Source organism: Streptomyces sp. NRRL F-525 (assembly GCF_000716605.1).
Taxonomy (GTDB): Bacteria; Actinomycetota; Actinomycetes; order Streptomycetales; family Streptomycetaceae; genus Streptomyces.
This window is the reverse complement of sequence record NZ_JNXE01000001.1, coordinates 122,042-144,107: the sequence shown is the minus strand read 5'-3', so window position 1 is coordinate 144,107 and position 22,066 is coordinate 122,042. Positions and strand designations below refer to the sequence as shown.

Below are 22,066 nucleotides of genomic sequence, written 5' to 3'. Positions count from 1 at the left end.
GGCAGACCGAGGAGCAGCGTGAAGCGGACCAGGTCGGCGGCGATCATGACACGGCGGCGGTGCCTGCGACCGTCCGCCCACAGTCCGGCGCTGGGCCCGAACAGGAGGTAGAGAACCGTCGGCGCGATGGCACGGGCAGCTCCGCAGCACGGCATGGCGCACGGCCACGACCGTTCGATGCCCCAGGTCCCCCGGGAAGCCGCAGGACGACACCAGAGGCGGCCTCCACCCGGTCGCCCCCCTGAGCGCTGAACTACGCCTCCTCGCACCGGACTTCGGCGGTTCCGGGACAGGCTTGAGCGACGTTCAAGTGCGTGTTGGCCAAGGCCGGGCAGCCAGCCATTCCCAGGTCACGCGTGGTGCGGGGCGCCGCCCGGCCGGGCCAGGTGCTCGATGCCCCGGGCACGAGGGACCACCGTCCCCAAGACCTCCCCGACTTTCGTGAACGCCATCGCCGGAGAGCATCCTCGCCACCACAACCGGCCACGGACAACACCCCGTTGGGAGCGGCCCGGGGTAGACCGCCGGGCACGTGCCTGGACCCCGCGTACCCGTGCCGAGCCGCAGCGTCCACCTCCCCGGCCCGGTCCGTCACGTCGGCCGGGACCGGGTGCTGCTCACTGCCGCCCGGATCGAGGCGGCGGGCGGCGGCTGGATCAGCCGAGTTCCACCTCATGGAGCGATTCTTGGGCGAATATTCCGATTGATGCGGTTCTTGATCGTCGAACCCGCCTCAAGATCGCCTCTTTGGTGATCACTTGAGGTTCTTCAGAGGTTCTTTCACATATCTTTGCTGTTTCATTACTTCACCGTGGCGCATGGAGCGCACGGAGAGATCGCAGGAGAAGTGATGAGACTCAAGGGGAGATGGGTCCCGGCCTCAGGGGGGCGGACGTTCCGCCAGGGGCTGAGACGTACCGCACTCGCGGTGGCCGCCGTACTGGTGGCGGAGACCGCGCTGGTGTCGCTGGGGACGGGGGCCGCGTTCGCGGCGGACGGCGCCGCCGAGGGCGCCGCGGAGACACGGACGGCCGCCTCGGACAGCGCCAAGTCGGCCGCTTCGGCGGCGGATTCGGTCGATGCGGCGTTGCTGATGGCCCGGCTTCAGGACCGGAAGATCGAGGTGCTGTCGGAGCGTTCTGCGACCTCGACAACGTACGCGCTGCCGTCTGGTGAGTTGCAGACGTCCACGTATGCGGCGCCGATCCGGCAGAAGGTCGGCAGTATCTGGCAGGACATCGACACGTCGTTGTCGGACACGGGTGGGTCGCTGGAGCCGTCCGTGGCGGCGGCCGACATCGCGGTGTCGGACGGGGGTGACACCTCCCTGGTCTCGGTGGACAAGGGTTCCAGATCCTTCGGTCTGGGCTGGGCGTCAAAGCTGCCGACGCCGACCGTGAAGGACGACACCGCCTCCTACGACCTGGGTGACGGGGAGACCCTGACGGTCACCGCGCTGGCGCAGGGCTTCAGCCAGAACGTGGTCCTGGACGCCGCGCCGGACAGTGTCCCCGAGTACCGGATTCCGCTCGAACTCAAGGGACTTGAGCTGTCCGAGGCGGACTCCGGACACCTGTTGCTGAAGGACCCGGACGGCGAACTGGTCGCCGAGGCCCCGGCGCCGATGATGTGGGACTCCTCCACCGACAGGGCCTCGGGGGAATCCAGGTACCAGGCCCGGGTGGACACAAAGGTCGAGACAGCCGAGGACGGTTCGCAGACCCTGGTCCTGACCCCGGACGCGGACTACTTCAAGCAGGACCTGACCTACCCGGTCACCGTCGACCCCACCTCCACCCTGGCGGTGACGACGGACACCTGGGTGGCCACCAACTACACCGACTCGCAGGTCTCCTCGACCGAGCTGAAGTCGGGCACGTACGACGCGGGGACCACCAAGGCCCGTTCGTACCTGAAGTTCGACGTGTCGAAGTTCAAGGGCAAGCACATCACCGACACGAACCTCGCCCTGTACTCGTACTACTCCTCGACCTGTGCCACCTCGGGAGCCGGTACGCAGGTCCGGCGGATCACCTCGACGTGGTCGTCGTCGGACATCACCTGGTCCGAGCAGCCCTCCACCACCACGACGGGCGCGATCACCAACAAGGCCGCGCTGGGCTACTCCAGCAGCGACTGCCCCGGCGGCACGATGAACTTCGACATCGACGCCATCGTCCAGGCCTGGGCGGACGGTTCCGCCAACCACGGCCTGCGGATCGCCTCCGCCGACGAGACCGACAGTCTCACCTGGCGCCGCTTCCGTTCCGCCAACTACGTCTCCGGGGACGGCTCGACCGAGCCGCACCTGACGGTGACGTACAACTCGTATCCCTCGACGCCCAGTTCGCTCGCGATCTCGCCCTCGCAGGTCAACGCCTACAACGGCAAGCGGTACGTCACCTCGCTCACCCCGACTCTCTCCGCGAAGGTCACCGACCCCGACGGGTCCAGCAGCAAGGGCCAGTTCGAGATCACGGCGGACCCGGCGTACGCGGACACCACGTACTCGTACACGGGCACGTCGTCCTCGGTGGCTTCCGGTTCGACGGCCAAGCTGGCGATCCCGTCGGCCTCCGCCTTCCCGGCAGGCGTGCATCTGCGCTATCGGGTGCGGGCCTACGACGGTACGGACTACGGCAGTTGGACCGGCTACACGACGTTCGTGATGAACACCGGCCTGCCCGCCGCGCCGACCGTCACCTGTGACACGTACGGACAGAACGGCTGGACGGCGAAGGCCGACGGCCCCGTCTCCTGCACCATCGACACCTCCTCCGCGGACGGCGCAGGCTACTACTGGGGGCTGGACAACAGCAGCCTGCCGAACAAGAAGCTCGACACCACCGACGGCAACGGCGGCGACGCGGCCACCGTCTCCATCTCCCCGGCCAACGGCTGGCACACGCTCCACGCCCGCACCGTCGACTCCGGAGGAAACCTTTCTGCAGTCACCACCGCCTACAGCTTCGGTGTGGGCGCGGACGGCGCGGCCATCCTCTCCCCCGCCTCCGGTGACACCACCGCCCGCCGCCTGACCCTCTCGGCCAAGGGCCTGACCACCTACACCGGGGTCACCTGGCAGTACCGACGTGGCGAGACCGACACCTGGCACACCGTCCCGGTCGGCGACGTCACCGCCTCCGGCACGGCCGTATCCGCCTGGCCGGTCGCCGTCACCGGCGGCGCCGCCACCAAACTGGTCTGGAACACGGTCGGTTCACTGTCCGAGGACGGTGCGATCGAACTCCGCGCCGCCTTCACCGACGGCACCACCACCGGCCACTCGCAGACCGTCGAGGTCACCCTCGACCGCGACGCGGGCACCGCACCGGGCGCGCGGGTCGGTCCCGGCGAGGTCAACCAGCTCACCGGCGACCTCACGCTGTCCGCCACCGATGCGACCGCGTTCGACGCGAGTGTCGACCGCACGTACTCCTCCCGCGCCAACGACACCGACACCGAGGGCCAGGCCCAGATCTTCGGAGCGGGCTGGAGCTCCGCCGTCACCAGCGAGGCGAGCGACTACACCCAGGTCCGCAAGACGTCCGACACCTCCGTCGAACTGCTCTCCGCCGACGGCAGCGCGGTGGCGTTCACCCTGAACGCGGACGGCGGCTGGACCTCGGAGACGGGCGCGGAGGTCCTGACCCTCACCGGCACGCTCGGCGGCACGAAGTTCACGCTCACCGACACGGACGCGAACACCACGGTGTTCACCAAGGCGGCGAGCGCGGCGACGACCTGGACCCTGTCCTCCTCCGCCACGGCGGTGGACAACACCACGGTCACCACCGTCTCGGAGACGGTCACTTCGGACAGCCGGACCCTGGCCCGCCCGAAGTACGTGATCTCCCCGACCGGCGCGGTCACCGTGGCCACCTGCCAGGCGACACCGTCCACGAAGGGCTGCCGGGTCCTGGAGTTCGTCTACGCGACCAGCACCACGGCCACCGGCTCGGCGCTCGGTGACCACACCGGCCAGGTCAAGTCCATCAAGCTCTGGGCCACCGGCCCCACCGCGTCCGCCGCCACCGCCGAGACCGTCACGTCGTACGCCTACGCCGCCGACGGCAGGCTCCGGCAGGTCTGGGACCCGCGCATCAGCCCGACCCTCAAGACGGAGTACACCTACGGCTCCGACGGAAGGGTCGCCACCCTCACCGTCCCCGGCGAACTGCCGTGGACCTTCACCTACGGCAAGGCCGGATCCGCCCTCACCGCGGGCGCGGGCATGCTGCTGAAGGCATCCCGCGCGGCCCTCGCGGAGGGTTCGGACAGCACCACGTCCGGCACCGCGACAACCACCGTCGTCTACGACGTCCCGCTCTCCGGCACCACCGCCCCGCACCAGATGGACGCCGCCACGGTCGCCACCTGGGCCCAGGACGAGGCACCCACCGACGCCACCGCCGTCTTCCCGGCCGACAGCGTCCCCTCCTCCAGCACCGGCGGTGACCTGACGTCGACGTCGTACAGCCGCGCCACCCTCACCTACATCAACGCCAACGGCGAGGAGACCAACACCGCGAGCCCGGGCGGCGCCATCACCGCCACCGAGTACGACGCCTTCGGCAACATCGCCACCGAGCTCACCGCCGCCAACCGTGAACTCGCGCTGGGCGGTTCCGCCGACAAGTCGGCCGAGCTCGGTCTGACCGGCCTGTCCACGGCCGACCGCGCCCAGCGACTCGCCACGGTCTCGGAGTACTCGCCGGACGGCGAGCGCCTCACCCACGAGTACGGCCCGCTCCACCAGGTCACGCTCACCCGGGAACTCACCGGAACCACCACCGAGTCCACCCTCGCCGCGGGCACGGTCCTCCCGGCCCGCACCCACACGGCGTACACCTACGACGAGAACAGGCCGTCCGACGCGGCGGTCTCCGGCCTGGTCACCTCCGCCGTGACCGGCGCGACGATCGCGGGTTACGCGACGGACGCCGACACCACCACGACCACCGCGGCCTACGACTGGTCCACCGGCCAGGAGAAGGCGACCACGGGTGCCGAGACCAGCGCCCTGGTGACGACGTACGACGACGCGGGCCGGGTGGCCACCACCCGCACCGCGGGCTCGTCCGGATCGGACGCGGGCACGCTCCAGTACACCTACTACAGCGCGAGCGCGTCGGGCACCTGCGCCTCCGCCGCCTGGGACGGCCTGCTCTGCAGGACCGCCCCCGCGGCCGCCGTCACCGGCGGCGGCAGCAACCCGGCCGAGGTCGTCTCCACGGTCTACACCTACGACCGCTGGGGACAGACCGCGACCAAGGCGGAGACCGCGAACGGCGTGACCCGCACCACCACCAACACGGTGGACGCGGCAGGCCGCCCGACCAGGACGGCGGTCACCGGCGGCACCGGCTCGACGACCCCCGCCACCACGATCACCTACGACGGGGCCACCGGCCGGATCTCGGCACAGGCGTCGAACGGGCAGACCATCACCTACGGCTATGACGACCTGGGCCGCCAGACCTCCTACGGCGACGGCGCGGGCAACACCGCGACCACGGCGTACGACACCCTGGACCGCCCGGTGAAGTCCACCGACTCGGCCCCGTCGACGGTCACTTACGCCTACGGCACCGCGGGCAGCCTGAAGACGCTCACCGACTCGGTCGCGGGCACCTTCACCGGCACCTACGACGCCGACGGCACGCTGGCCTCCGAGACCCTGCCGGGCGACTACACCCTCACCGTCACCACCGACCCGGCCGGCCAGGAGACCGGGCGGGAATACACCACCTCGGACGGCACGACCGTTGCCTCCGACACCGCCGACTACACGGTCACCGGCCGACAGGCGGGCCATGTCCGGACCGACGGCTCCACCACCCGGACCGACTACACCTACGACACCGCCGGCCGCCTCACCCAGGCCGCCGACACCACGGGTACCGGCTGCACGACCCGCGCCTACACCTTCGACGCGAACAGCAACCGCAAGGCCCTGACGGCGAGTTCGGACGACTGCGACAGCAGTACCTCCGACGCGACGACCGCCACCACGTCGTACACCTACGACTCGGCCGACCGCCTGGTCAACTCCGGTTACGCGTACGACGCGTTCGGCCGCACCACCGCCAGTGGCGGCACCGCCCTGGCGTACTACACCAACGACCTGGTCGCCACCGAAACCCTCGGCACCGGCCGCAACGCCTGGACCCTGGACGCCGCCGGACGCCTTGCCGTCCGGACCGCCCAGACCCAGGGCACCGACGGCAGTTGGACGACCTCCGCCACCGTCGTCAACCACTACGGCAACACCCAGGACAGCCCGACCTGGACCAAGACCGGTGACACCGTCACCCGTCATGTCGGGGACCTGACCGGCACGTTGGCCGCCACCACCTCGGCGTCCGGCGGCACGATCCTCCAACTCGCCGACATCCACGGCGATGTGACGGTCCAACAGCCCCTGGACACCGGCGTGGCGAGCACCGTCCAGCGCTACGACGAGTACGGCAACGCCCTCGACGCCACCGCCGCGACGACCTACGGCTGGCTCGGCGGCCACCTGCGCTCGTCCGACACGCTCAGCGGCCACACCCTCATGGGCGCCCGCGTCTACGACCCGGCCACGGGCCGCTTCCTCCAGCCCGACCCGGTCCACGGCGGCAACGCGAACGCGTACGTCTACCCGGCCGACCCGATCACCCTGTACGACCTGGACGGGCTGGCCTCCTGGCACAAGAAGAAGTCCTGGTTCTTGAAGGACAAGACCGCCACCAAGCTGGGCAAGACGCTCATCGGCGGAGCCGGACTGCTGGCCGCCCTCGCGAACTACCTGGCCTTCGTCCCCCACTGGGCGGCCAAGATCCTGCGGGTCGCCGTGGAACTCCTCGCCGGCAGCGCTAAGGCCCTGGGTCAGATGATCAAGGCCGCGGCGAAGGCGAAGGGACGGGGCGTCAGACTCACCATCGGAATCAAGAAGGGCAAGGTACTGGGCGTGACCCTCTACTGGCCGGCGATGGCCGTCTATCCGGCGAACAAGTGACGGAGCGGGTGACAGAACGGATGACAGAAGCTGTGGACATGAAGGAACTCGCCCGCGCCGAAGGCGATCTCGCGGCCAAGGGCGTTCTCCTGCCCTGGATGCATGTCGCGGTGGCGGTCGGCTGCGCGGTCCTGGCGTGGATCGTCCCGACGGACGGGGTACGCGCCGTGGCCTTCGCCTCGGTGCTGTACCTGCCGCTGTGGGGAGTCCTGGCGGCTCCCCGGCTGGGCCGCCTGGCGTGGCTCTACGCGCTGCCCGAGGACGACGACGGACCCGACGAGGAGGATCGGACCGACCGCTCCGCACCGGGACCGCGGGCCCACATCTGGGGACTGCGGATCTCCTTCGCCGTCGCCGGAGGCATCGGCGCGGCGGCGGCCGCCTTCGTGCCGGTCCCCTGGATCCGCTGGCTGCTCCCCGCCCTGGCGGCCTGGGCGGTGGCGGAGGCCGTACGCCGTGACCGCGGCCGGTACCGCCAGGCACGCGAGGTGCGCGCGAGGGCCACGACCGCCGCCTGGTACGACGACTACCGGGCACTGATCGACACACGACGCGGGCAGCTCCAGAAGGGCTGATCCGAGAGCTTTCGCGACGTCGGCCGTCAAGTCCACGGTGGTGGTCTTGACGGCCGACGTCGTCGCGGTGGAGTCCGGACGCGATGGAGATGCCGAAGCCGCCGGGGCCACCCCCAGGACGATCCAACTCACCCCAGGAAGCTCAACCGCACGTGCCGGTTGGCATTGTCGATGTTGGTGTCGACCAGGCACACCGACTGCCACGTCCCCAACTCCAGCCGCCCGCCGACCACCGGCAGCGTCGCGTGCGGCGGTACGAACGCCGGGAGGACGTGGTCGCGGCCGTGCCCGGGGCTGCCGTGGCGGTGCCGCCAGCGGTCGTCGGCGGGGAGAAGGGTGTGCAGGGCGGCGAGGAGGTCGTCGTCGCTGCCCGCGCCCGTCTCGAGGATCGCGACGCCCGCGGTGGCGTGGGGGACGAAGATGTTGAGGAGGCCGTCGCGGCCGGCCGCCGCCTCCCGGAGGAAGGCCTCGCAGTCGCGGGTCAGGTCCATGACCCGCTCCCTGGAACCGGTGGCGACGTTCAGGACTCGGGTGGTGAAGGCAGCTGACATGCCTCCCATCCTGAACCATCCGTCGGGCTCAACGCTCGACACCCGTCCCTCGGGCTGCCGGCCCGCTCAATACCCGTCCCTCGGGCTCCACGCCCGCTCGGCCGACCGGCCCGTGATACGAAGGGTCCAGTCCGCGAGACACCGTTGACCGTGGCACGCCATCTGACCTATTTTCGGCCGCATGTTGCGTTCAGTTCTGCTCACCACGCGCGGTCACATCGACCTGCTGCGGGTGGCCTCCGCCGCGTGTTGTCGCGGCTGCTGACGTCTTCTTCCGCCTCACCCCTTCTTCTTTTCCCGCACTCCGTCGCGCCCGTGCACACCGTCGTGACGCGGCGGCGTTGAGGCGTACCCCCCTCCTCACCGGACGCTCTCCCCCACCCGTGGAGCACCCATGAGCATCAGTCATGCCCCGCCCGATTCCTCCGGGCCCGACATTTCCCCTATATCAACATCGAAGGCCGACTCGGACGATCCCGCTCCCCTCGATCTCGTCCCCCTCGTCCCCACCTCCTCGCGCCGCACCCGCGTACCCCGCTGGCTGCGCCGCACCACCGGCCCACTCGTCCTGCTCGCACTGTGGCAACTCCTCAGCAGCACAGGCGTGTTGACCTCCGACGTACTCGCCTCGCCCGGGCGGATCGCCCACGTCGGCTGGGATCTCGTCGACAACGGGTCACTGCCCTCGGCCATGACCACCTCGCTCCAGCGGGTCGCCGTCGGGCTGCTCCTCGGAACGGTCATCGGCACCGGACTCGCCCTGGTCTCCGGCCTGTTCAGGATCGGCGAGGACCTGGTCGACGCACCCGTGCAGATGCTGCGGACCGTGCCCTTCGTCGGGCTGATCCCACTGTTCATCATCTGGTTCGGCATCGGCGAAGCCCCCAAGGTCGCCATCATCACCCTCGGCGTGACCTTCCCGCTCTACCTCAACGTCTACGCCGGAATCCGGGGCGTGGACAGCCAGTTGATCGAGGCCGGCGAGTCTCTCGGGCTGTCCCGCTGGGGGCTCGTACGGCACGTGGTACTGCCGGGCGCGCTGCCCAACGCGATGACCGGGCTGCGCTACTCCCTCGGCATCGCCTGGCTGGCCCTCGTCTTCGCCGAGCAGATCAACGCGGACGCCGGCATCGGCTTCCTCATGGTGCAGGCCCGGGACTTCCTGCAGACCGACGTGATCGTGGTCTGTCTGATCGTCTACGCCTTCCTCGGCCTGCTGGCCGACTTCCTCGTCCGCACCCTCGAAAGGCTGCTGCTGCAATGGCGACCGACGTTCACGGGCCGGTGAGCCCGCAGGAGGCGACCTCCTCGCCGGTGACCACGCAGGCGGTACGTGTCGAGGGGCTGACCCGTTCCTTCGACGGCCGCTCCGTCATCGACCAGCTCCAACTCGACGTACAGCAGGGCGAGTTCGTGGCGCTTCTCGGCCGCAGCGGCTGCGGCAAGTCCACGCTGCTGCGCATTCTCGCCGGGCTGGACCGGGACATCGAGGGCACCGTCCTCGTGCCGCGTCGCAAGGCCGTCGCGTTCCAGGCGCCCCGGCTGATGCCGTGGAAGAAGGTGTGGCGCAACGTCCTGCTCGGACTGCCCGGGAAGCCCGAACGGGCCATAGCCGAGCGGGCGTTGGCGGAGGTCGGGCTCGGGGATCATGCCGACGCCTGGCCCAAGACGCTGTCCGGTGGTGAGGCGCAGCGGGCCTCGCTGGCCCGCGCTCTGGTGCGCGAGCCCGATCTGCTGCTCCTCGACGAGCCGTTCGGAGCGCTCGACGCGCTCACCCGGATCAAGGCCCAGCGGCTGGTGGGCGAACTGTGGCAACGGCGGGGCTGCGCCGTCCTGTTGGTGACCCATGACGTCGAGGAGGCGGTGCTGCTCGCGGACCGGGTCCTGGTGATGGACGACGGTGTCATCGCACACGAGCAGCGGATCGACCTCGCCCGGCCGCGCGACATCACCGACCCCCGGTTCGCCGAACTGCGCGCCGGACTCCTGGAACGCCTCGGCGTCGACACCGCCGCCGAAGCCGCCTGAACTCCCCCCACGCACCACACCAGTTACCGAGAACGGAACCCCCATGCGACGACGTCTCGTCCCCGCCGCCCTGCTGCTCCCCCTCGCCCTCCTGCTCACCGCCTGCGGCGGGAACTCGGCCGCCGAGACCTCGACCGGCACCGACGGCAAGGGCTCCCTCACGCTCAACGTCGGTGACCAGAAAGGCGGTTCGGAGGCGGTGCTGCGGGCCGCCGGTGAACTCAAGAACCTGGACTACAAGATCAAGTGGTCCACGTTCACCTCCGGCCCGCCCCTCCTGGAAGCCGTCAACGCCAAGGCCGTCGACATCGGCGGCGTCGGCAACACCCCGCCGGTGTTCGCGGCGGGCGCGGGCTCGAAGATCAAGGTGGTGGCCGCCTGGCACGGCACGTCCGAGGGCGACGCCATCCTCGTGCCGAAGGACTCCAAGCTCAGCAAGCCGCAGCAGCTCAAGGGCAAGTCCATCGCCGTGGCGCAGGGTTCGTCCGCGCACTTCCAGCTGGTCGCCTCCCTCAAGGCGGCCGGGCTCGGCATCGGCGACGTCAAGGTGAAGTACCTCCAACCCGCCGACGCCCTGGCCGCGTTCACCTCCGGCAAGGTCGACGCGTGGGCGGTGTGGGACCCGTACACCTCGCAGATCCTCCAGGCCAAGCAGGGCCGTGTCCTCACCACCGGCCAGGGCGTGACCAACGGCCTCACCTTCCAGGTGGCGGCGCCCGGCGCGCTGGCCGACAAGAAGAAGGCCGCCGCCATCAAGGACTATCTCGACCGGCTGCGCCGCGCCCAGACCTGGGTGTTCTCGCATCAGGAGGAGTGGGCCAAGGTGTGGTCGAAGGACACCGGGCTGCCGTACGAGGTCGCGCTGGCGTCGGTGAAGCGGACCAACTCCACGCGCGTGTCGGTCGCGGTCGACAAGCCGCTCATCGCGTCCGAGCAGCAGATCGCCGACACCTTCACCCAACTCAAGCTGATACCGCGGAAGGTGGACTTCGCCGACTTCGTGGACACGCGCTACAACGGCAATCTGCCGGCCTCGACCTCCGCTCCGCGCACCACGGGAGGTTCGTGACATGAGCGTGCGTCTGCACTGGTTCCTGCCGACCGGCGGCGACGGCCGTACGCTCGTCGACCGGCATGCCTACGGCCCCAACCGTGCCGGGGCAGTCCGCGGGGTGCGCCCGCCGGACATCGAGTATCTCGCCCAAATCGCCAAGGCGGCCGAGCAGTTGGGCTTCGAGGCGGTACTGACGCCGACCGGCACGTGGTGCGAGGACGCCTGGCTGACGACGGTCGCGCTCGCGCAGCACACCGAACGGCTGAAGTTCCTGGTGGCGTTCCGGCCCGGGGTGATCTCGCCGACGCTCGCCGCGCAGATGGCGGCGACCTATCAACGCCTCACGCGGGGGCGGCTGTTGCTCAACGTCGTCACCGGTGGCGACTCGGCCGAGCAGCGGCGCTTCGGCGACCATCTCGGCCACGATCAGCGGTACGCGCGTACGGACGAGTTCCTGTCGGTCGTACGCGGAGTGTGGCGCGGGGAGCCGTACGACTTCGACGGTGTCCACTACCAGGTCGAGGGCGGGCTGACCGCGCTGCCGCCCGATCCGGTGCCGCAGGTCTTCTTCGGGGGTTCGTCGGCGGCGGCCGGGCCGGTCGCCGCCCGGCATGCGGACGTGTATCTCACCTGGGGAGAACCGCCGGCGCAGGTCAAGGAGAAGATCGACTGGATTCGCGGGCTCGCCGAGCGGGAGGGGCGGGACGTGCGGTTCGGGGTACGGCTGCACACCATCTCGCGGGACTCGTCGGCCGAGGCGTGGGCGACCGCGAACCGGCTCCTCGACGACCTCGACGCGGACACGATCGCGGCCGCGCAGGCGGCGCTCGGGCGGAGTGAATCGGTGGGCCAGCAGCGGATGTTGGCCCTGCACGGCGGTTCGCGGGCCGAGCTGGAGATCCACCCGAACCTGTGGGCGGGCGTCGGTCTCGTCCGGGGTGGGGCGGGCACGGCGCTCGTGGGCAGTCATGCCGAGGTGGCCGACCTGATCGAGGAGTACCACGCGCTGGGCGTCGAGCACTTCGTGCTGTCCGGGTATCCGCATCTGGAGGAGGCGTACTGGTTCGGCGAGGGCGTGATTCCCGAGCTGGCGGCGCGCGGGCTGGTCGAGGGGAGGACGACGGCCGGCTTGCCGTTGCTGGTGAGCGGCGGGCGCTGAACAGGCGGGAAGATCGAAGACCCCGATGCTGTTCGTACAAACGTGAACAACATGCGTGAGGTCGACGTGGTCGTCATAGGCGCCGGGCAGGCGGGACTGGCCGGCGCCTATCACCTGCGGCGCACCGGTTTCGAGCCGGAGCGCGACTTCGTGGTGCTGGACCACGCGCCCGCGCCGGGCGGAGCCTGGCAGTTCCGGTGGCCGTCGTTGACGTACGGCAAGGTGCACGGCATGCACGCGCTGCCGGGCATGGAACTCACGGACGCCGATCCCGCCCGCCCGTCCGCCGAGGTGATCGCCGAGTACTTCGCCGCGTATGAGCGCGCGTTCGATCTGCGGGTGCGGCGGCCGGTGGACGTGAAGGCGGTGCGGGAGGGCGTGGACGGCCGGCTGCTCGTCGAGACGTCGGACGGGTCGGACGGTACGTGGTCGACGCGGGCGCTGATCAATGCGACGGGGACGTGGGACCGGCCGTTCTGGCCGCGTTATCCGGGTCAAGAGACCTTCCGGGGGCGGCAGTTGCACACCGCGCAGTATCCGGGGCCGGAGGAGTTCGCCGGGTTGCGGGTGGTCGTGGTGGGCGGTGGCGCGTCCGGCACCCAGCATCTGATGGAGCTCGCCCCGTACGCGGCCGCCACCACGTGGGTGACCCGGCGTCCGCCGGTGTTCCGCGACGAACCCTTCACCGAGGACGTGGGCCGGGCGGCCGTGGCACTGGTCGAGGAGCGGGTACGTCAGGGACTCCCGCCGAAGAGTGTCGTCTCCGTGACCGGCCTGCCGCTGAACGACGCGATCCGGCAGGCGATCGCGGACGGGGTCCTGGACCGCCAGCCGATGTTCGACCGGATCACGCCCGACGGCGTGGACTGGAACGACGGCCGACATGTGGACGCCGATGTCATCCTCTGGGCAACCGGCTTCCGTGCCGCGATCGACCACCTGTCACCGCTGAAGCTGCGCGAACCGGGTGGCGGCATCCGCGTCGAGGGGACGCGCGCGGTCGCCGATCCACGGGTCCATCTGGTCGGGTACGGCCCGTCGGCCAGCACGATCGGCGCCAATCGCGCGGGGCGGGCGGCCGTCCGGGACATCCGGCGGTTGTTGGCGGGAGAGCCGGTGGCGGCCTGAGGTTGTCCTAGCGGGGTCGCTTCACGGTGGGGCGGAGGCGCCGCATCGAGGACGCCCGTCCACGATTATTTCGACCATGGCAGAACTGGACAGCACCGGCCGGCAAAGCGGCTTTTAAGGGGCGCGAGGAACTGCGCGACCAGCCACAGCGAACCCGCACCCGCCAACGAACCACAAACCCCTCCCCCCGGAACGCGCGCATGAGCCTGACCCACGCCACCCCGGTCACCGCACAGACCGACCGCGATCAACTCCGCGCACTCCCCCGACACATCAGGCGGCGCCGGCCAGAAAGCCGAGCGCCGCCCTACGACGTCCCGCCCGGGTCACTTCGTGGGCGACGCCGTGTTCTTCTGGGCCGCGTTGAACTCGGCGACGTTGCGCTGGTGTTCCTCGTAGGTGGCCGCGAAGCGGGTGTCGCCGGGCTTGACCGTGACGAAGTACAGCCAGTCGCCCGGGGGCGGGTTGATCGCGGCGCGCATCGCGTCCTCGCCCGGGTTGTCGATCGGGGTCGGGGGCAGGCCCATGCGCTGGTAGGAGTTGTAGGGACTGTCGAGCCGGGTGTCACTGCCGGTGGTCTTCAACGTGGCGCGGTTCAGGGCGTAGTTGATGGTGGAGTCCATCTGCAGGGGCATGCCGCGCTCCAAGCGGTTGAAGATGACCCGCGCCACCTTTCCCATGTCCGCCGTGGACGCCGCCTCGGCCTGCACGATGCTCGCGATGGTGACCGCCTGATACACGTTCATCGCGTTGCGCTGGGCGCCGGCCGCGACCGGGGCGCCGTTGAACTTCTTGTTGGCCGTATTGACCATGAACGACAGGAGCGACGCGGGCGTCGACTTCTTCTCGAGCGGATACGTCGCCGGGAAGAGATAGCCCTCGGGGTTGCCCTCCGCGTCGTTCGGCAGCTTCAGGCCGGCTTTCGCGATCGACTTCTTCGTGGTCCCGACCGGCAGCGCGAGGACCTTGTCCACCGCTTCGTAGATCTGGCCCGAGCGCCAGCCCTCCGGAATCACCAGGGACGTCGGACGGGCGTCCCCCTCGCTCTCCAGGCTCAGCAGCGGCACCGCCACGGCGGTGCCGGCCACGACGGCCCCCGTCGCGATGAGGGCGACCCGGCCCCTGCGGGTCAGTCGAATCGTGCTCCGTGGCGGAGTGTTCATCTGCATGCGGGCACGGTAACCCGCATATCGTCACAAACCCGGCATATCTTCAGCTTGTCGGTTCCAGTTGGGCATCCCGGCGTACGAGCGCCGCGTACCGCCCGTCCTGATCGAGCAGTTCGTCGTGCGTGCCCCGCTCCGCGACCTTCCCGGAGTCGAGGACCACTATCTGGTCGGCACTCCGGATGGTGGACAGCCGGTGGGCGATGGTGAGCGTGGTGCGGTTGGCCGACAGAGCGTCGATGGCGTCCTGGACGGCGGCCTCCGTGCGGTTGTCCAGCGCGCTGGTCGCCTCGTCCAGGATGAGGACCGGCGGGTCGCGCAGGATTGTGCGGGCGATGGCCAGGCGCTGCTTCTCGCCGCCGGAGAACCGGTGTCCGCGCTCGCCGACGACCGTGTCGTACCCGTCGGGCAGGCCCGCGATGTGCTCGTGGATCTGCGCCGCGCGCGCCGCCGTGTACAGCTCCTCGTCGGTGGCGTCCGGCTTGGCGAAGCGGAGGTTCTCGGCGACCGTCGCGTGGAAGAGGTACGTCTCCTGGGAGACGACGCCGACGGCACGCGCGAGCGTGTCGAAGTCCAGGTCGCGGACGTCGACCCCGTCGAGGGTGACCCGGCCACCCGTCACGTCGTAGAGCCGGGGCACGAGATAGCCGAGGGTCGACTTTCCGGCGCCGGTCGGGCCGACGATCGCGAGGCTGTTGCCCGCGGGGACGGTGATGTCGATGCCGTCGAGGATCGGGCCGCTCTTGTCGTCGTAGTGGAACTCGACGCCCTCGAAGGCGACTTCACCCTTGATGCTGTCCAGGTGGACCGGGTTCTCGCGCTCGGTGATGTCGATCGGCAGGTCGAGGTACTCGAAGATGCGGGCGAAGAGCGCCAGCGAGGTCTGGATCTGGACGCCGGTCGACAACAGGCTGACGGCCGGGCGGAACAGTCCCTGCTGGAGCGAGACGAAGGCGACGATGGTGCCGATCGAGGCGTCCGGGCCACCCAGGTGCAGGGTCATGCCGGCCGTCCAGTAGATGACGGCGGGCATCGCGGCCATGACGATCGAGATGACGGCCATGCGCCAGCGCCCGGCCATGTTCGACCGGACCTCGAGGTCGACCAGCCCCTCGGACTCCTCGGAGAAGGACCGGGTGAGCGAGTCGGAGCGGCCCATCGTGCGGCCGAGCAGGATGCCGCTGACGGACAGCGACTCGGTGACCGTGGCGGCCATCTCGGCCATCTGCCGCTGGCGCTGGGTGGCGATCTTCTTGCGTTCGTTGCCTACACGGCGGCTGATCCACACGAAGACCGGGAGCAGCAGCAGCGAGACGACGGTGAGCCGCCAGTCCAGGGCGATCATGGCGATGATCGTGGCGACCACGCTGGTGAGGTTCGAGACCAGGGAGGTGGCCGTGGAGGTGACGGTGGCCTGCATGCCGCCGATGTCGTTGGCTATGCGGGACTGGACCTCGCCGGTGCGGGTCCGGGTGAAGAAGGCGAGCGACATGCGCTGCAGGCGGCCGTAGACCGCTGTGCGCAGGTCGTGCATGACGCGCTGGCCGACCGTCGTGGAGATGAGGGTCTGCAGCACGCCGAAGATGCTGGTCAGGACGGCGCTCAGGATCATGCCGAGCGCGAGCAGGCTCAGCAGGCCCGTGCGGTTCTGCGGGATGGCGACGTCCAGCGTCTCCTTCAGCAGGAACGGGGTCGCCACGGTGACCAGGGACGCGGCACCGACCAGGAGGCCGACGACCGCGAGCCGGGCGCGGTAGGGCTTGAAGAGCTTGAGGATGCGGCGCACCTGCCGAGGCTGGTCGGTCGAGGTGCCGGGGGACGGTGTCCAGTTGATGTCGTCGCGGGGCATGGTCTCCTACGGATGGTGAGGCGATCAGGACTGGTCAAGCGCTCAGGGCTCATGGAGCGATGAGACTTGATGGAGCATAGCTCATTGTTACCTATACTCACAATGAACCAGGTCCTGATATTGTTCCCGTATGACCACCCCCGATTCCGACGGCCTGCTCGCGGAGCAGTTGTTGCGGCTCACGCGCCGGGTGCACCGCATCCAGAAGCGCCATCTGGAGCAGCGCGACCTCGGCATCACCCCCGCCCAGTCCCGCCTGCTGCGTACCCTCGCGCACTTCGACGCCCCGCCGCGCATGGCCGACCTCGCCGAGCGCCTCGAAGTGGTGCCGCGTGCCGTGACGACGCTGGTCGACGGGCTGGAGGCGAGCGGCAAGGTCCGGCGGGTGCCCGATCCGTCCAACCGGCGGGTGATCCGGATCGAGATCACGGACGACGGCCGCAAGGCACTGAGCGAGCTGCGGGGTGCGCGGCGGGGGGCGGCGAACGAGATTCTGGCGCCGCTCACGGATGTGGAGCGCGAGGTGTTGCGGGCGTTGCTGGACACGTTGGTGGACGGGGCGCCTGGTGCGCATGAGGGGCATGACGCCCATGGGGCGCACGAGGGGCATGGGCACGAGCGTTCCTGCTGACCCGCCGCCCCCTCACCCTCTGCCCCGCTCCGAGCTTGCCGCCGGCGACCGCGCTCGCGTCACTCCGGCCAGTTCGACGCCTTGATGCGCTCTACGAAGTCACCACGCACGAAACCCGGCACGAAGTGCTCCAGCACGTCCGCCTTGATGTTGCCGAACGTGGTCTCGGGGCGGTCCTTGATGCCCTCGGTGAAGGCGGCGAGGATCCCGTTCTTGAAGTCCGGGCGGGGGTGTGCCGCCACGACGGCCGCGCGCTGCTCGTCGGACACGGCGTCGTAGCCGATGCCCACGACGTCCAGCGACACACCCCGGTTGACCAGGGCGATCTCGGCCGCCATGTGCAGCGGGATCTCCTGCGTGGTGTGCAGGGCAATGCTCGCCCAGACCCGGTCGGCCGGCTCACCGGTGACGCCGTGGGTGTGCAGGAACCGGCGGGCCTCGTCGGCGCCGTCGATCTCGAAGCGCTGGTCGGTGCGGCGGAACTTCTCGGTGAGCCCGAGGTCGTGGAACATCGCGGCCACGTAGAGCAGTTCGGGGTCATAGCCGAGCCCCTGCTCCCGGCCGCGCAGGGCGCCCCAGAGGAACACCCGCCGGGAGTGGTCGAACAGCAGCGGCGACGCGGCCTCGCGCACCAGCTCGGTCGCCTCCCGCACGAGGGCTGTGTCCGGGATCTCCACGCCTGCGATCACTTCACTCATCGTTCTTGCCTCTCCTGGATGCCGTTCCGTGCCGTACGCCTCCAGGATCGTCAGCGGCGTACGCTGGAGCCATGTCCTCACAGCCAGGAAAACCACAGATTCGGACATGCCTTCAGCAGCCGCTCCAGACATGGCTTCCGGCATGACGCACCGGGTCGGATTCCTCGTCTTCGAGGGCGTGACCATGCTCGACGTCAGCGGCCCCGCCGAGGTACTGCACCAGTCGGGCAAGCTCGGCCACCCCTACGAACTGGTCCTGGTCTCACCCCACGGCGGCACGGTGACCGCCTCGAACGGACTGACACTGACCGGCACGGTGACCGCGGCCGACGCCGGCCCGGTCGACACAGTCATCGTCGCCGGGGGCGACCGGCTGGCCCAACAGCCCGCCGAGGAAGGTCTGTTGACCGCGACCCGTACCCTCACCGAGCATGCCGCCCGGGTCACATCCGTCTGCACGGGCGCCTTCGTCCTCGCCCAACTCGGCCTGCTGGACGGCCGATCGGCCACCACCCACTGGCGGCACGCCGAGACGCTCGCCCGCCGCTACCCCCTCGTGCGCGTCGAGCCGGACGCCATCCACGTCCGCGACGGGCACTTCGTCACCTCGGCGGGTATCAGCGCCGGCATCGATCTCGCGCTCGCCCTCGTCGAGGACGACCACGGCGCGGACGTGGCCCGGGACATCGCGCGCGAGTTGGTCGTCTTCATGCAACGCCCGGGCGGGCAGTCCCAGTTCAGCGCCGCGACCGCCACCCCACCACCGCGCACCGATCCGCTACGGTCCCTGATCGCCTCGGTGTTGGCCGACCCGGCCGGCGACCACAGCCTGCCCGCCATGGCGGCGACGCTGGCCGTCAGTCCACGTCACCTGACACGGCTCTTCCGTACCGAACTCGGTACCACGCCCGCCCGTTGGGTCGAACGGGTCCGTCTCGACCGCGCCCAGCATCTCCTCCTCGAAGGGCACAGCGTCACCTCCGCGGCGCACCACAGCGGCCTGGGCACCGACGAGACCCTCCGCCGCGCCTTCGCTCGCCACTTGGACACGACGCCGACGCACTATCGCAGCCGGTTCGCGAGCACGCGCGGCCGGTCGCCGATGCCGTGAGTCACTGGCGGCACTTCACATCCCTGTGGACCGCATTCCTTTCACCAACGCGGCCAGGATGCGCGTCAGTTGGGGCTCGACGTCGACCAGCGCATGCGCCAACTCGGGGCGGGACTCGTAGAGCGTTCTGAGACGCGTACCGGGGGCGGCCATCTGCAGCAGTGCCCCGGCCATGCTCGTCGCCGTGGAGATCAGATCGATGGCCGAACGCTCGGTGATCGCGAGCACTCGGCACAACTCGGATACCAGCAAGGCCACTTCGCCGAGTACGACCGTCTTGAACTCGTACACCGAGTCGAGCGAGACGTTGCGTTCCAGGTTCAACGGCGCCTGAGCGAGCAGGTCGCAGAAGAACGGCCGCGCGACAAGCGTCCGCGCGATGACGGCCGCGACCGCATCGGGGTCGGCGGTGCCGCCGGTGAATTCACTCAACCGCGCGCGGAGCACCGCCGACCAGTCCTCCCAGCCTTCGGCGGTCAGCGCCAGGAAGATCTGCTCCCGGGTCTCGAAGTACCGCAGCATCGCGGACTTGTGCATGCCCACGGTGGCGGCGATGTCCGTGAGGGTGACCTCGCGCACACTGCGTTCGGCACCGAGGGATCTGGCGGCGTCGAGGATCGCCCGCTCGCGCTGCTGCTTGGCCGCCGCGCTGCGGGCGCGCTGGGGACTGGGCGTGCTCATGACCCAGAGCATAGCGCAACGCGGTTGCACTAATAACGAAACAGTGTTTTGCTAGACCCATGACTCAGACATGGTTCATCACCGGTTCGTCCCGCGGCTTCGGCCGCAACCTCACCGTCGCGGCCCTGGAGGCCGGCGACCACGTCGTCGCCACTGCACGCAAGCCCGAGCAGCTGGAAGACCTCGTGGAGAAGTACGGCGACCGCGTACTCCCCGTCGCCCTCGACGTCACCGACCGGGCGGCCGCAACGGCGGCTCTACAGGCGGGAGTCGACCGCTTCGGCGGGATCGACGTGGTCGTCAACAACGCCGGGTACGCCAATCTCTCCCCGGTCGAGACGACCCCCGAGGACGACTTCCGCCGACAGTTCGACACGAACTTCTGGGGTGTCTACAACGTCTCGACGGCCGCGATCCCGTTCCTGAGGACACAGGGCGCGGGCACGGTCGTACAGTTCTCGTCCATCGGCGGCCGGGTCGGCGGGAACCCCGGGCTCGGGTCCTACCAGGCGGCGAAGTTCGCGGTCGACGGCTTCACGCGCGTGCTCGCGGCCGAGACCGCGCCGTTCGGCATCAGGTACCTCGTCGTGGAACCGGGCGGGTTCGCGACCGACTGGGCCGGCTCCTCCATGCAGATCCCGGATGTGGCACCGGAGTACGACGAGACCGTCGGCGCGCTGATCCGCCTCTTCGACGGTCCGGTGGTCGCCGCGGGCGACCCGAAGCGCGCCGGGGAGATCCTGGTCCGCGTCGTCAAGCAGCCGAACCTCCCCTCCCACCTCATCCTGGGCGCCGGCGCCGTGGAGATGGCGCAGAACTACTCACGCGCCCAGATCGCCGAGGCGTCCGCGTGGGAGGCGGTGAGCCGCTCGGCCGACTTCGAGCAGGAGTACCCGGTCGACCTCGCGTAGCCACAGAAGAACGGGCCGCGACTCCCCCACCGTAGACACGGAGCAGAAGCCGCAGCCCACCACGGCGAACCGACGCACCCTCAACTGGCCTCGGGGGCAGTCTCCTTGACGCGCTGCGCGGGGATCTCCGCCTCTGCCTCTGCTTCCGCCTCTTCCCGCACGGGCACGGCTTCTTCCACGGCCTCTTCCACGTCCGTGATCTCGCCGTCGAGGACCCTCTTGGCCTTCTCGATGTCGAGGGCGCCTTCCCAGCGGGAGACCGCGAAGACGGCGACGCAGTTGCCGAGGAGGTTGGTGACGACGCGCATCGAGTCCATGATGCGGTCGACGCCGAGGAGCAGGGCGACCGCGCCGGCCGGGATCGCGCCCAGCGAGGAAGCGGTCGCGGACAGGGCGAGGAAGGCCGAACCAGGGATGCCGGCCATGCCCTTGCTGGTGAGCATGAGCACCAGGATCACGGTGATCTGCTGACCGAGGCTGAGGTCGACGCCGACGGCCTGGGCGATGAACAGCGTGCCGATGGAGAGGTAGAGGGAGGCTCCGTCGAGGTTGAAGGAGTAGCCGGTGGGCAGCACCAGGCCGACCGCGTCGTCCCGGGCGCCGGCCTTGCGCAGCTTCTGCATCACGCGCGGCATGACGGACTCGGTGGAGGCCGTGCCGAGTGCGAGCAGCATCTCCTCGCGGATGTAGCGGAGGAACTTCCAGAGGCTGAGCCCGGTGACCAGCCGTAGCGCGACGGCGAGCAGTGCGACGAAGAGCGCGGCGGCGACGTAGCAGAGGATGATCAGCTTGGCGTAGGTCTTGATGACGCCGAGCCCGTACTGGCCGACGAGGACGGCCATCGCGCCGAAGACGGCGAGCGGGGCGAGGCGCATGACGAAGCCGACGATCGCGAAGATGATCTCCTGGGCCTGCTCGATCGCGGGCAGCACCTGCGGCACCTTGGTGTGACCGAGGTGGAGCAGCGCGGCGCCCACCAGGCAGGCCAGGATGAGGACTTGGAGCAGGGAGTTCTCGGCGAAGGCGCCGATGAAGCTGGTGGGCAGCGCGTTGACGATGAACTCGGTCGTCGAGGGCAGCGCGGCGCCGCCCGTCTTCGCGTCCACCGCCGAGGTGTTGAGCGTCGACGGGTCGACGTGCATCCCGGAACCGGGCTGGACGACGTTGGCGAGCACCAACCCGATGATCAGCGCCGCGGTGCTCGCGACCTCGAACCAGATCAGCGCCTTGAGGCCGATCCGGCCGAAGGCCTTGAGGTCACCGGCCTTGGCGATCCCGACGACGACCACGCAGAACACGAGCGGGGAGATGATCGTCTTGATGAGCCGGGTGAATCCGTCGCCGAGGGGCTGGAGGTCCGTGGCCACGTCGGGCCACAGCTTTCCGACGAGGATGCCGAGGACGAGCGCGCAGGCGACCTGCGCGAAGAGTGAGGTACGCAGTATGCGTGCGACGCGTCGCGGCAGAGGCGGGACGGACGGCGGCACGGGCACTCCTTGAGGGGGGACGGTCGTTCGCGGA

17 protein-coding genes are annotated in these 22,066 nt (G+C 69.8%); 11 read left to right on the top strand and 6 right to left on the bottom strand.

Features of this window, described 5'->3' with window-relative positions; translation table 11 throughout:
• Positions 1-850: 850 nt before the first annotated feature.
• Both OO69_RS00665 and OO69_RS51160 read left to right on the top strand, forming a co-directional pair.
• Positions 851-7,003, top strand: coding sequence for a DNRLRE domain-containing protein (locus OO69_RS00665; protein ID WP_078652240.1), 6,153 nt, complete (start codon positions 851-853; stop codon positions 7,001-7,003).
• A gap of 20 nt (positions 7,004-7,023) precedes the next feature.
• A complete protein-coding gene (locus tag OO69_RS51160) occupies positions 7,024-7,578 on the top strand; it encodes a hypothetical protein (protein WP_158713342.1) in 555 nt (184 codons plus the stop codon).
• A 128-nt stretch (positions 7,579-7,706) separates the two neighbouring features.
• Here the strand turns inward: OO69_RS51160 and OO69_RS00655 are convergent, their stop codons facing one another.
• Entirely contained in the window at positions 7,707-8,129 is a 423-nt protein-coding gene (locus OO69_RS00655; RefSeq protein WP_033278325.1) for a secondary thiamine-phosphate synthase enzyme YjbQ, read from the bottom strand.
• Positions 8,130-8,310: 181 nt separating this feature from the next.
• Here OO69_RS00655 and OO69_RS53810 point away from each other — a divergent pair, with 181 nt between their 5' ends.
• From OO69_RS53810 to OO69_RS00630, 6 genes are all read left to right on the top strand, one after another.
• Positions 8,311-8,394: a putative leader peptide gene (locus OO69_RS53810; protein ID WP_315986669.1), complete on the top strand. Its 84-nt coding sequence runs from the start codon at positions 8,311-8,313 to the stop codon at positions 8,392-8,394.
• A gap of 129 nt (positions 8,395-8,523) precedes the next feature.
• The gene (locus OO69_RS00650; RefSeq protein ID WP_033278324.1) at positions 8,524-9,417 is read left to right on the top strand and encodes an ABC transporter permease; all 894 of its coding nucleotides are present in this window, start codon (positions 8,524-8,526) and stop codon (positions 9,415-9,417) included.
• Positions 9,390-10,157, top strand: coding sequence for an ABC transporter ATP-binding protein (locus OO69_RS00645; RefSeq protein ID WP_033278323.1), 768 nt, complete (start codon positions 9,390-9,392; stop codon positions 10,155-10,157). The genes OO69_RS00650 and OO69_RS00645 overlap by 28 nt, the downstream gene beginning before the upstream one ends.
• Before the next feature lie 43 nt (positions 10,158-10,200).
• Positions 10,201-11,226, top strand: a complete 1,026-nt coding sequence (locus tag OO69_RS00640; RefSeq protein WP_033278322.1) for an ABC transporter substrate-binding protein — start codon at positions 10,201-10,203, stop codon at positions 11,224-11,226.
• A 1-nt stretch (position 11,227) separates the two neighbouring features.
• Positions 11,228-12,370, top strand: coding sequence for an LLM class flavin-dependent oxidoreductase (locus OO69_RS00635; RefSeq protein WP_033278321.1), 1,143 nt, complete (start codon positions 11,228-11,230; stop codon positions 12,368-12,370).
• A gap of 42 nt (positions 12,371-12,412) precedes the next feature.
• Positions 12,413-13,498 carry an NAD(P)-binding domain-containing protein gene (locus OO69_RS00630; protein WP_033278320.1) on the top strand — a complete coding sequence of 362 codons (1,086 nt, stop codon included), beginning with the start codon at positions 12,413-12,415 and terminating at the stop codon, positions 13,496-13,498.
• A gap of 326 nt (positions 13,499-13,824) precedes the next feature.
• On the opposite strand, the gene mltG is transcribed toward OO69_RS00630, so the two are convergent.
• A complete protein-coding gene (gene mltG / locus OO69_RS00625) occupies positions 13,825-14,667 on the bottom strand; it encodes an endolytic transglycosylase MltG (RefSeq protein WP_033278319.1) in 843 nt (280 codons plus the stop codon).
• Positions 14,668-14,710: 43 nt separating this feature from the next.
• The gene (locus tag OO69_RS00620) at positions 14,711-16,513 is read right to left on the bottom strand and encodes an ABC transporter ATP-binding protein (RefSeq protein ID WP_033278318.1); all 1,803 of its coding nucleotides are present in this window, start codon (positions 16,511-16,513) and stop codon (positions 14,711-14,713) included.
• A gap of 130 nt (positions 16,514-16,643) precedes the next feature.
• On the opposite strand from OO69_RS00620, the gene OO69_RS00615 reads away from it, so the two are divergent.
• A complete protein-coding gene (locus tag OO69_RS00615; RefSeq protein WP_033278317.1) occupies positions 16,644-17,144 on the top strand; it encodes a MarR family winged helix-turn-helix transcriptional regulator in 501 nt (166 codons plus the stop codon).
• A 59-nt stretch (positions 17,145-17,203) separates the two neighbouring features.
• Here the strand turns inward: OO69_RS00615 and OO69_RS00610 are convergent, their stop codons facing one another.
• Complete coding sequence (locus tag OO69_RS00610) at positions 17,204-17,842, bottom strand: HD domain-containing protein (protein WP_033278316.1); 639 nt, start codon at positions 17,840-17,842, stop codon at positions 17,204-17,206.
• A 130-nt stretch (positions 17,843-17,972) separates the two neighbouring features.
• Between OO69_RS00610 and OO69_RS00605 the strand changes: the two genes are divergently transcribed.
• A complete protein-coding gene (locus OO69_RS00605) occupies positions 17,973-18,953 on the top strand; it encodes a GlxA family transcriptional regulator (protein ID WP_234444289.1) in 981 nt (326 codons plus the stop codon).
• Positions 18,954-18,968: 15 nt separating this feature from the next.
• On the opposite strand, the gene OO69_RS00600 is transcribed toward OO69_RS00605, so the two are convergent.
• Complete coding sequence (locus tag OO69_RS00600; RefSeq protein WP_106970953.1) at positions 18,969-19,634, bottom strand: TetR family transcriptional regulator; 666 nt, start codon at positions 19,632-19,634, stop codon at positions 18,969-18,971.
• A 59-nt stretch (positions 19,635-19,693) separates the two neighbouring features.
• Between OO69_RS00600 and OO69_RS00595 the strand changes: the two genes are divergently transcribed.
• Positions 19,694-20,545, top strand: coding sequence for an SDR family NAD(P)-dependent oxidoreductase (locus OO69_RS00595; RefSeq protein ID WP_033278314.1), 852 nt, complete (start codon positions 19,694-19,696; stop codon positions 20,543-20,545).
• Between the two features lie 80 nt (positions 20,546-20,625).
• On the opposite strand, the gene OO69_RS00590 is transcribed toward OO69_RS00595, so the two are convergent.
• Positions 20,626-22,032, bottom strand: a complete 1,407-nt coding sequence (locus OO69_RS00590; RefSeq protein WP_033278313.1) for a cation:dicarboxylate symporter family transporter — start codon at positions 22,030-22,032, stop codon at positions 20,626-20,628.
• Between the last annotated feature and the right edge of the window lie 34 nt (positions 22,033-22,066).

What these genes read in the sequence shown, in the direction of transcription:
- OO69_RS00665 (WP_078652240.1), top strand. Translation starts at nt 851, where the DNA reads ATGAGACTCAAGGGGAGATGGGTCCCGGCCTCAGGGGGGCGGACGTTC.
- OO69_RS51160 (WP_158713342.1), top strand. Translation starts at nt 7,024, where the DNA reads ATGACAGAAGCTGTGGACATGAAGGAACTCGCCCGCGCCGAAGGCGAT.
- OO69_RS00655 (WP_033278325.1), bottom strand. Translation starts at nt 8,129, where the DNA reads ATGTCAGCTGCCTTCACCACCCGAGTCCTGAACGTCGCCACCGGTTCC.
- OO69_RS53810 (WP_315986669.1), top strand. Translation starts at nt 8,311, where the DNA reads ATGTTGCGTTCAGTTCTGCTCACCACGCGCGGTCACATCGACCTGCTG.
- OO69_RS00650 (WP_033278324.1), top strand. Translation starts at nt 8,524, where the DNA reads ATGAGCATCAGTCATGCCCCGCCCGATTCCTCCGGGCCCGACATTTCC.
- OO69_RS00645 (WP_033278323.1), top strand. Translation starts at nt 9,390, where the DNA reads ATGGCGACCGACGTTCACGGGCCGGTGAGCCCGCAGGAGGCGACCTCC.
- OO69_RS00640 (WP_033278322.1), top strand. Translation starts at nt 10,201, where the DNA reads ATGCGACGACGTCTCGTCCCCGCCGCCCTGCTGCTCCCCCTCGCCCTC.
- OO69_RS00635 (WP_033278321.1), top strand. Translation starts at nt 11,228, where the DNA reads ATGAGCGTGCGTCTGCACTGGTTCCTGCCGACCGGCGGCGACGGCCGT.
- mltG (WP_033278319.1), bottom strand. Translation starts at nt 14,667, where the DNA reads ATGCAGATGAACACTCCGCCACGGAGCACGATTCGACTGACCCGCAGG.
- OO69_RS00620 (WP_033278318.1), bottom strand. Translation starts at nt 16,513, where the DNA reads ATGCCCCGCGACGACATCAACTGGACACCGTCCCCCGGCACCTCGACC.
- OO69_RS00615 (WP_033278317.1), top strand. Translation starts at nt 16,644, where the DNA reads ATGACCACCCCCGATTCCGACGGCCTGCTCGCGGAGCAGTTGTTGCGG.
- OO69_RS00610 (WP_033278316.1), bottom strand. Translation starts at nt 17,842, where the DNA reads ATGAGTGAAGTGATCGCAGGCGTGGAGATCCCGGACACAGCCCTCGTG.
- OO69_RS00605 (WP_234444289.1), top strand. Translation starts at nt 17,973, where the DNA reads ATGGCTTCCGGCATGACGCACCGGGTCGGATTCCTCGTCTTCGAGGGC.
- OO69_RS00600 (WP_106970953.1), bottom strand. Translation starts at nt 19,634, where the DNA reads ATGAGCACGCCCAGTCCCCAGCGCGCCCGCAGCGCGGCGGCCAAGCAG.
- OO69_RS00595 (WP_033278314.1), top strand. Translation starts at nt 19,694, where the DNA reads ATGACTCAGACATGGTTCATCACCGGTTCGTCCCGCGGCTTCGGCCGC.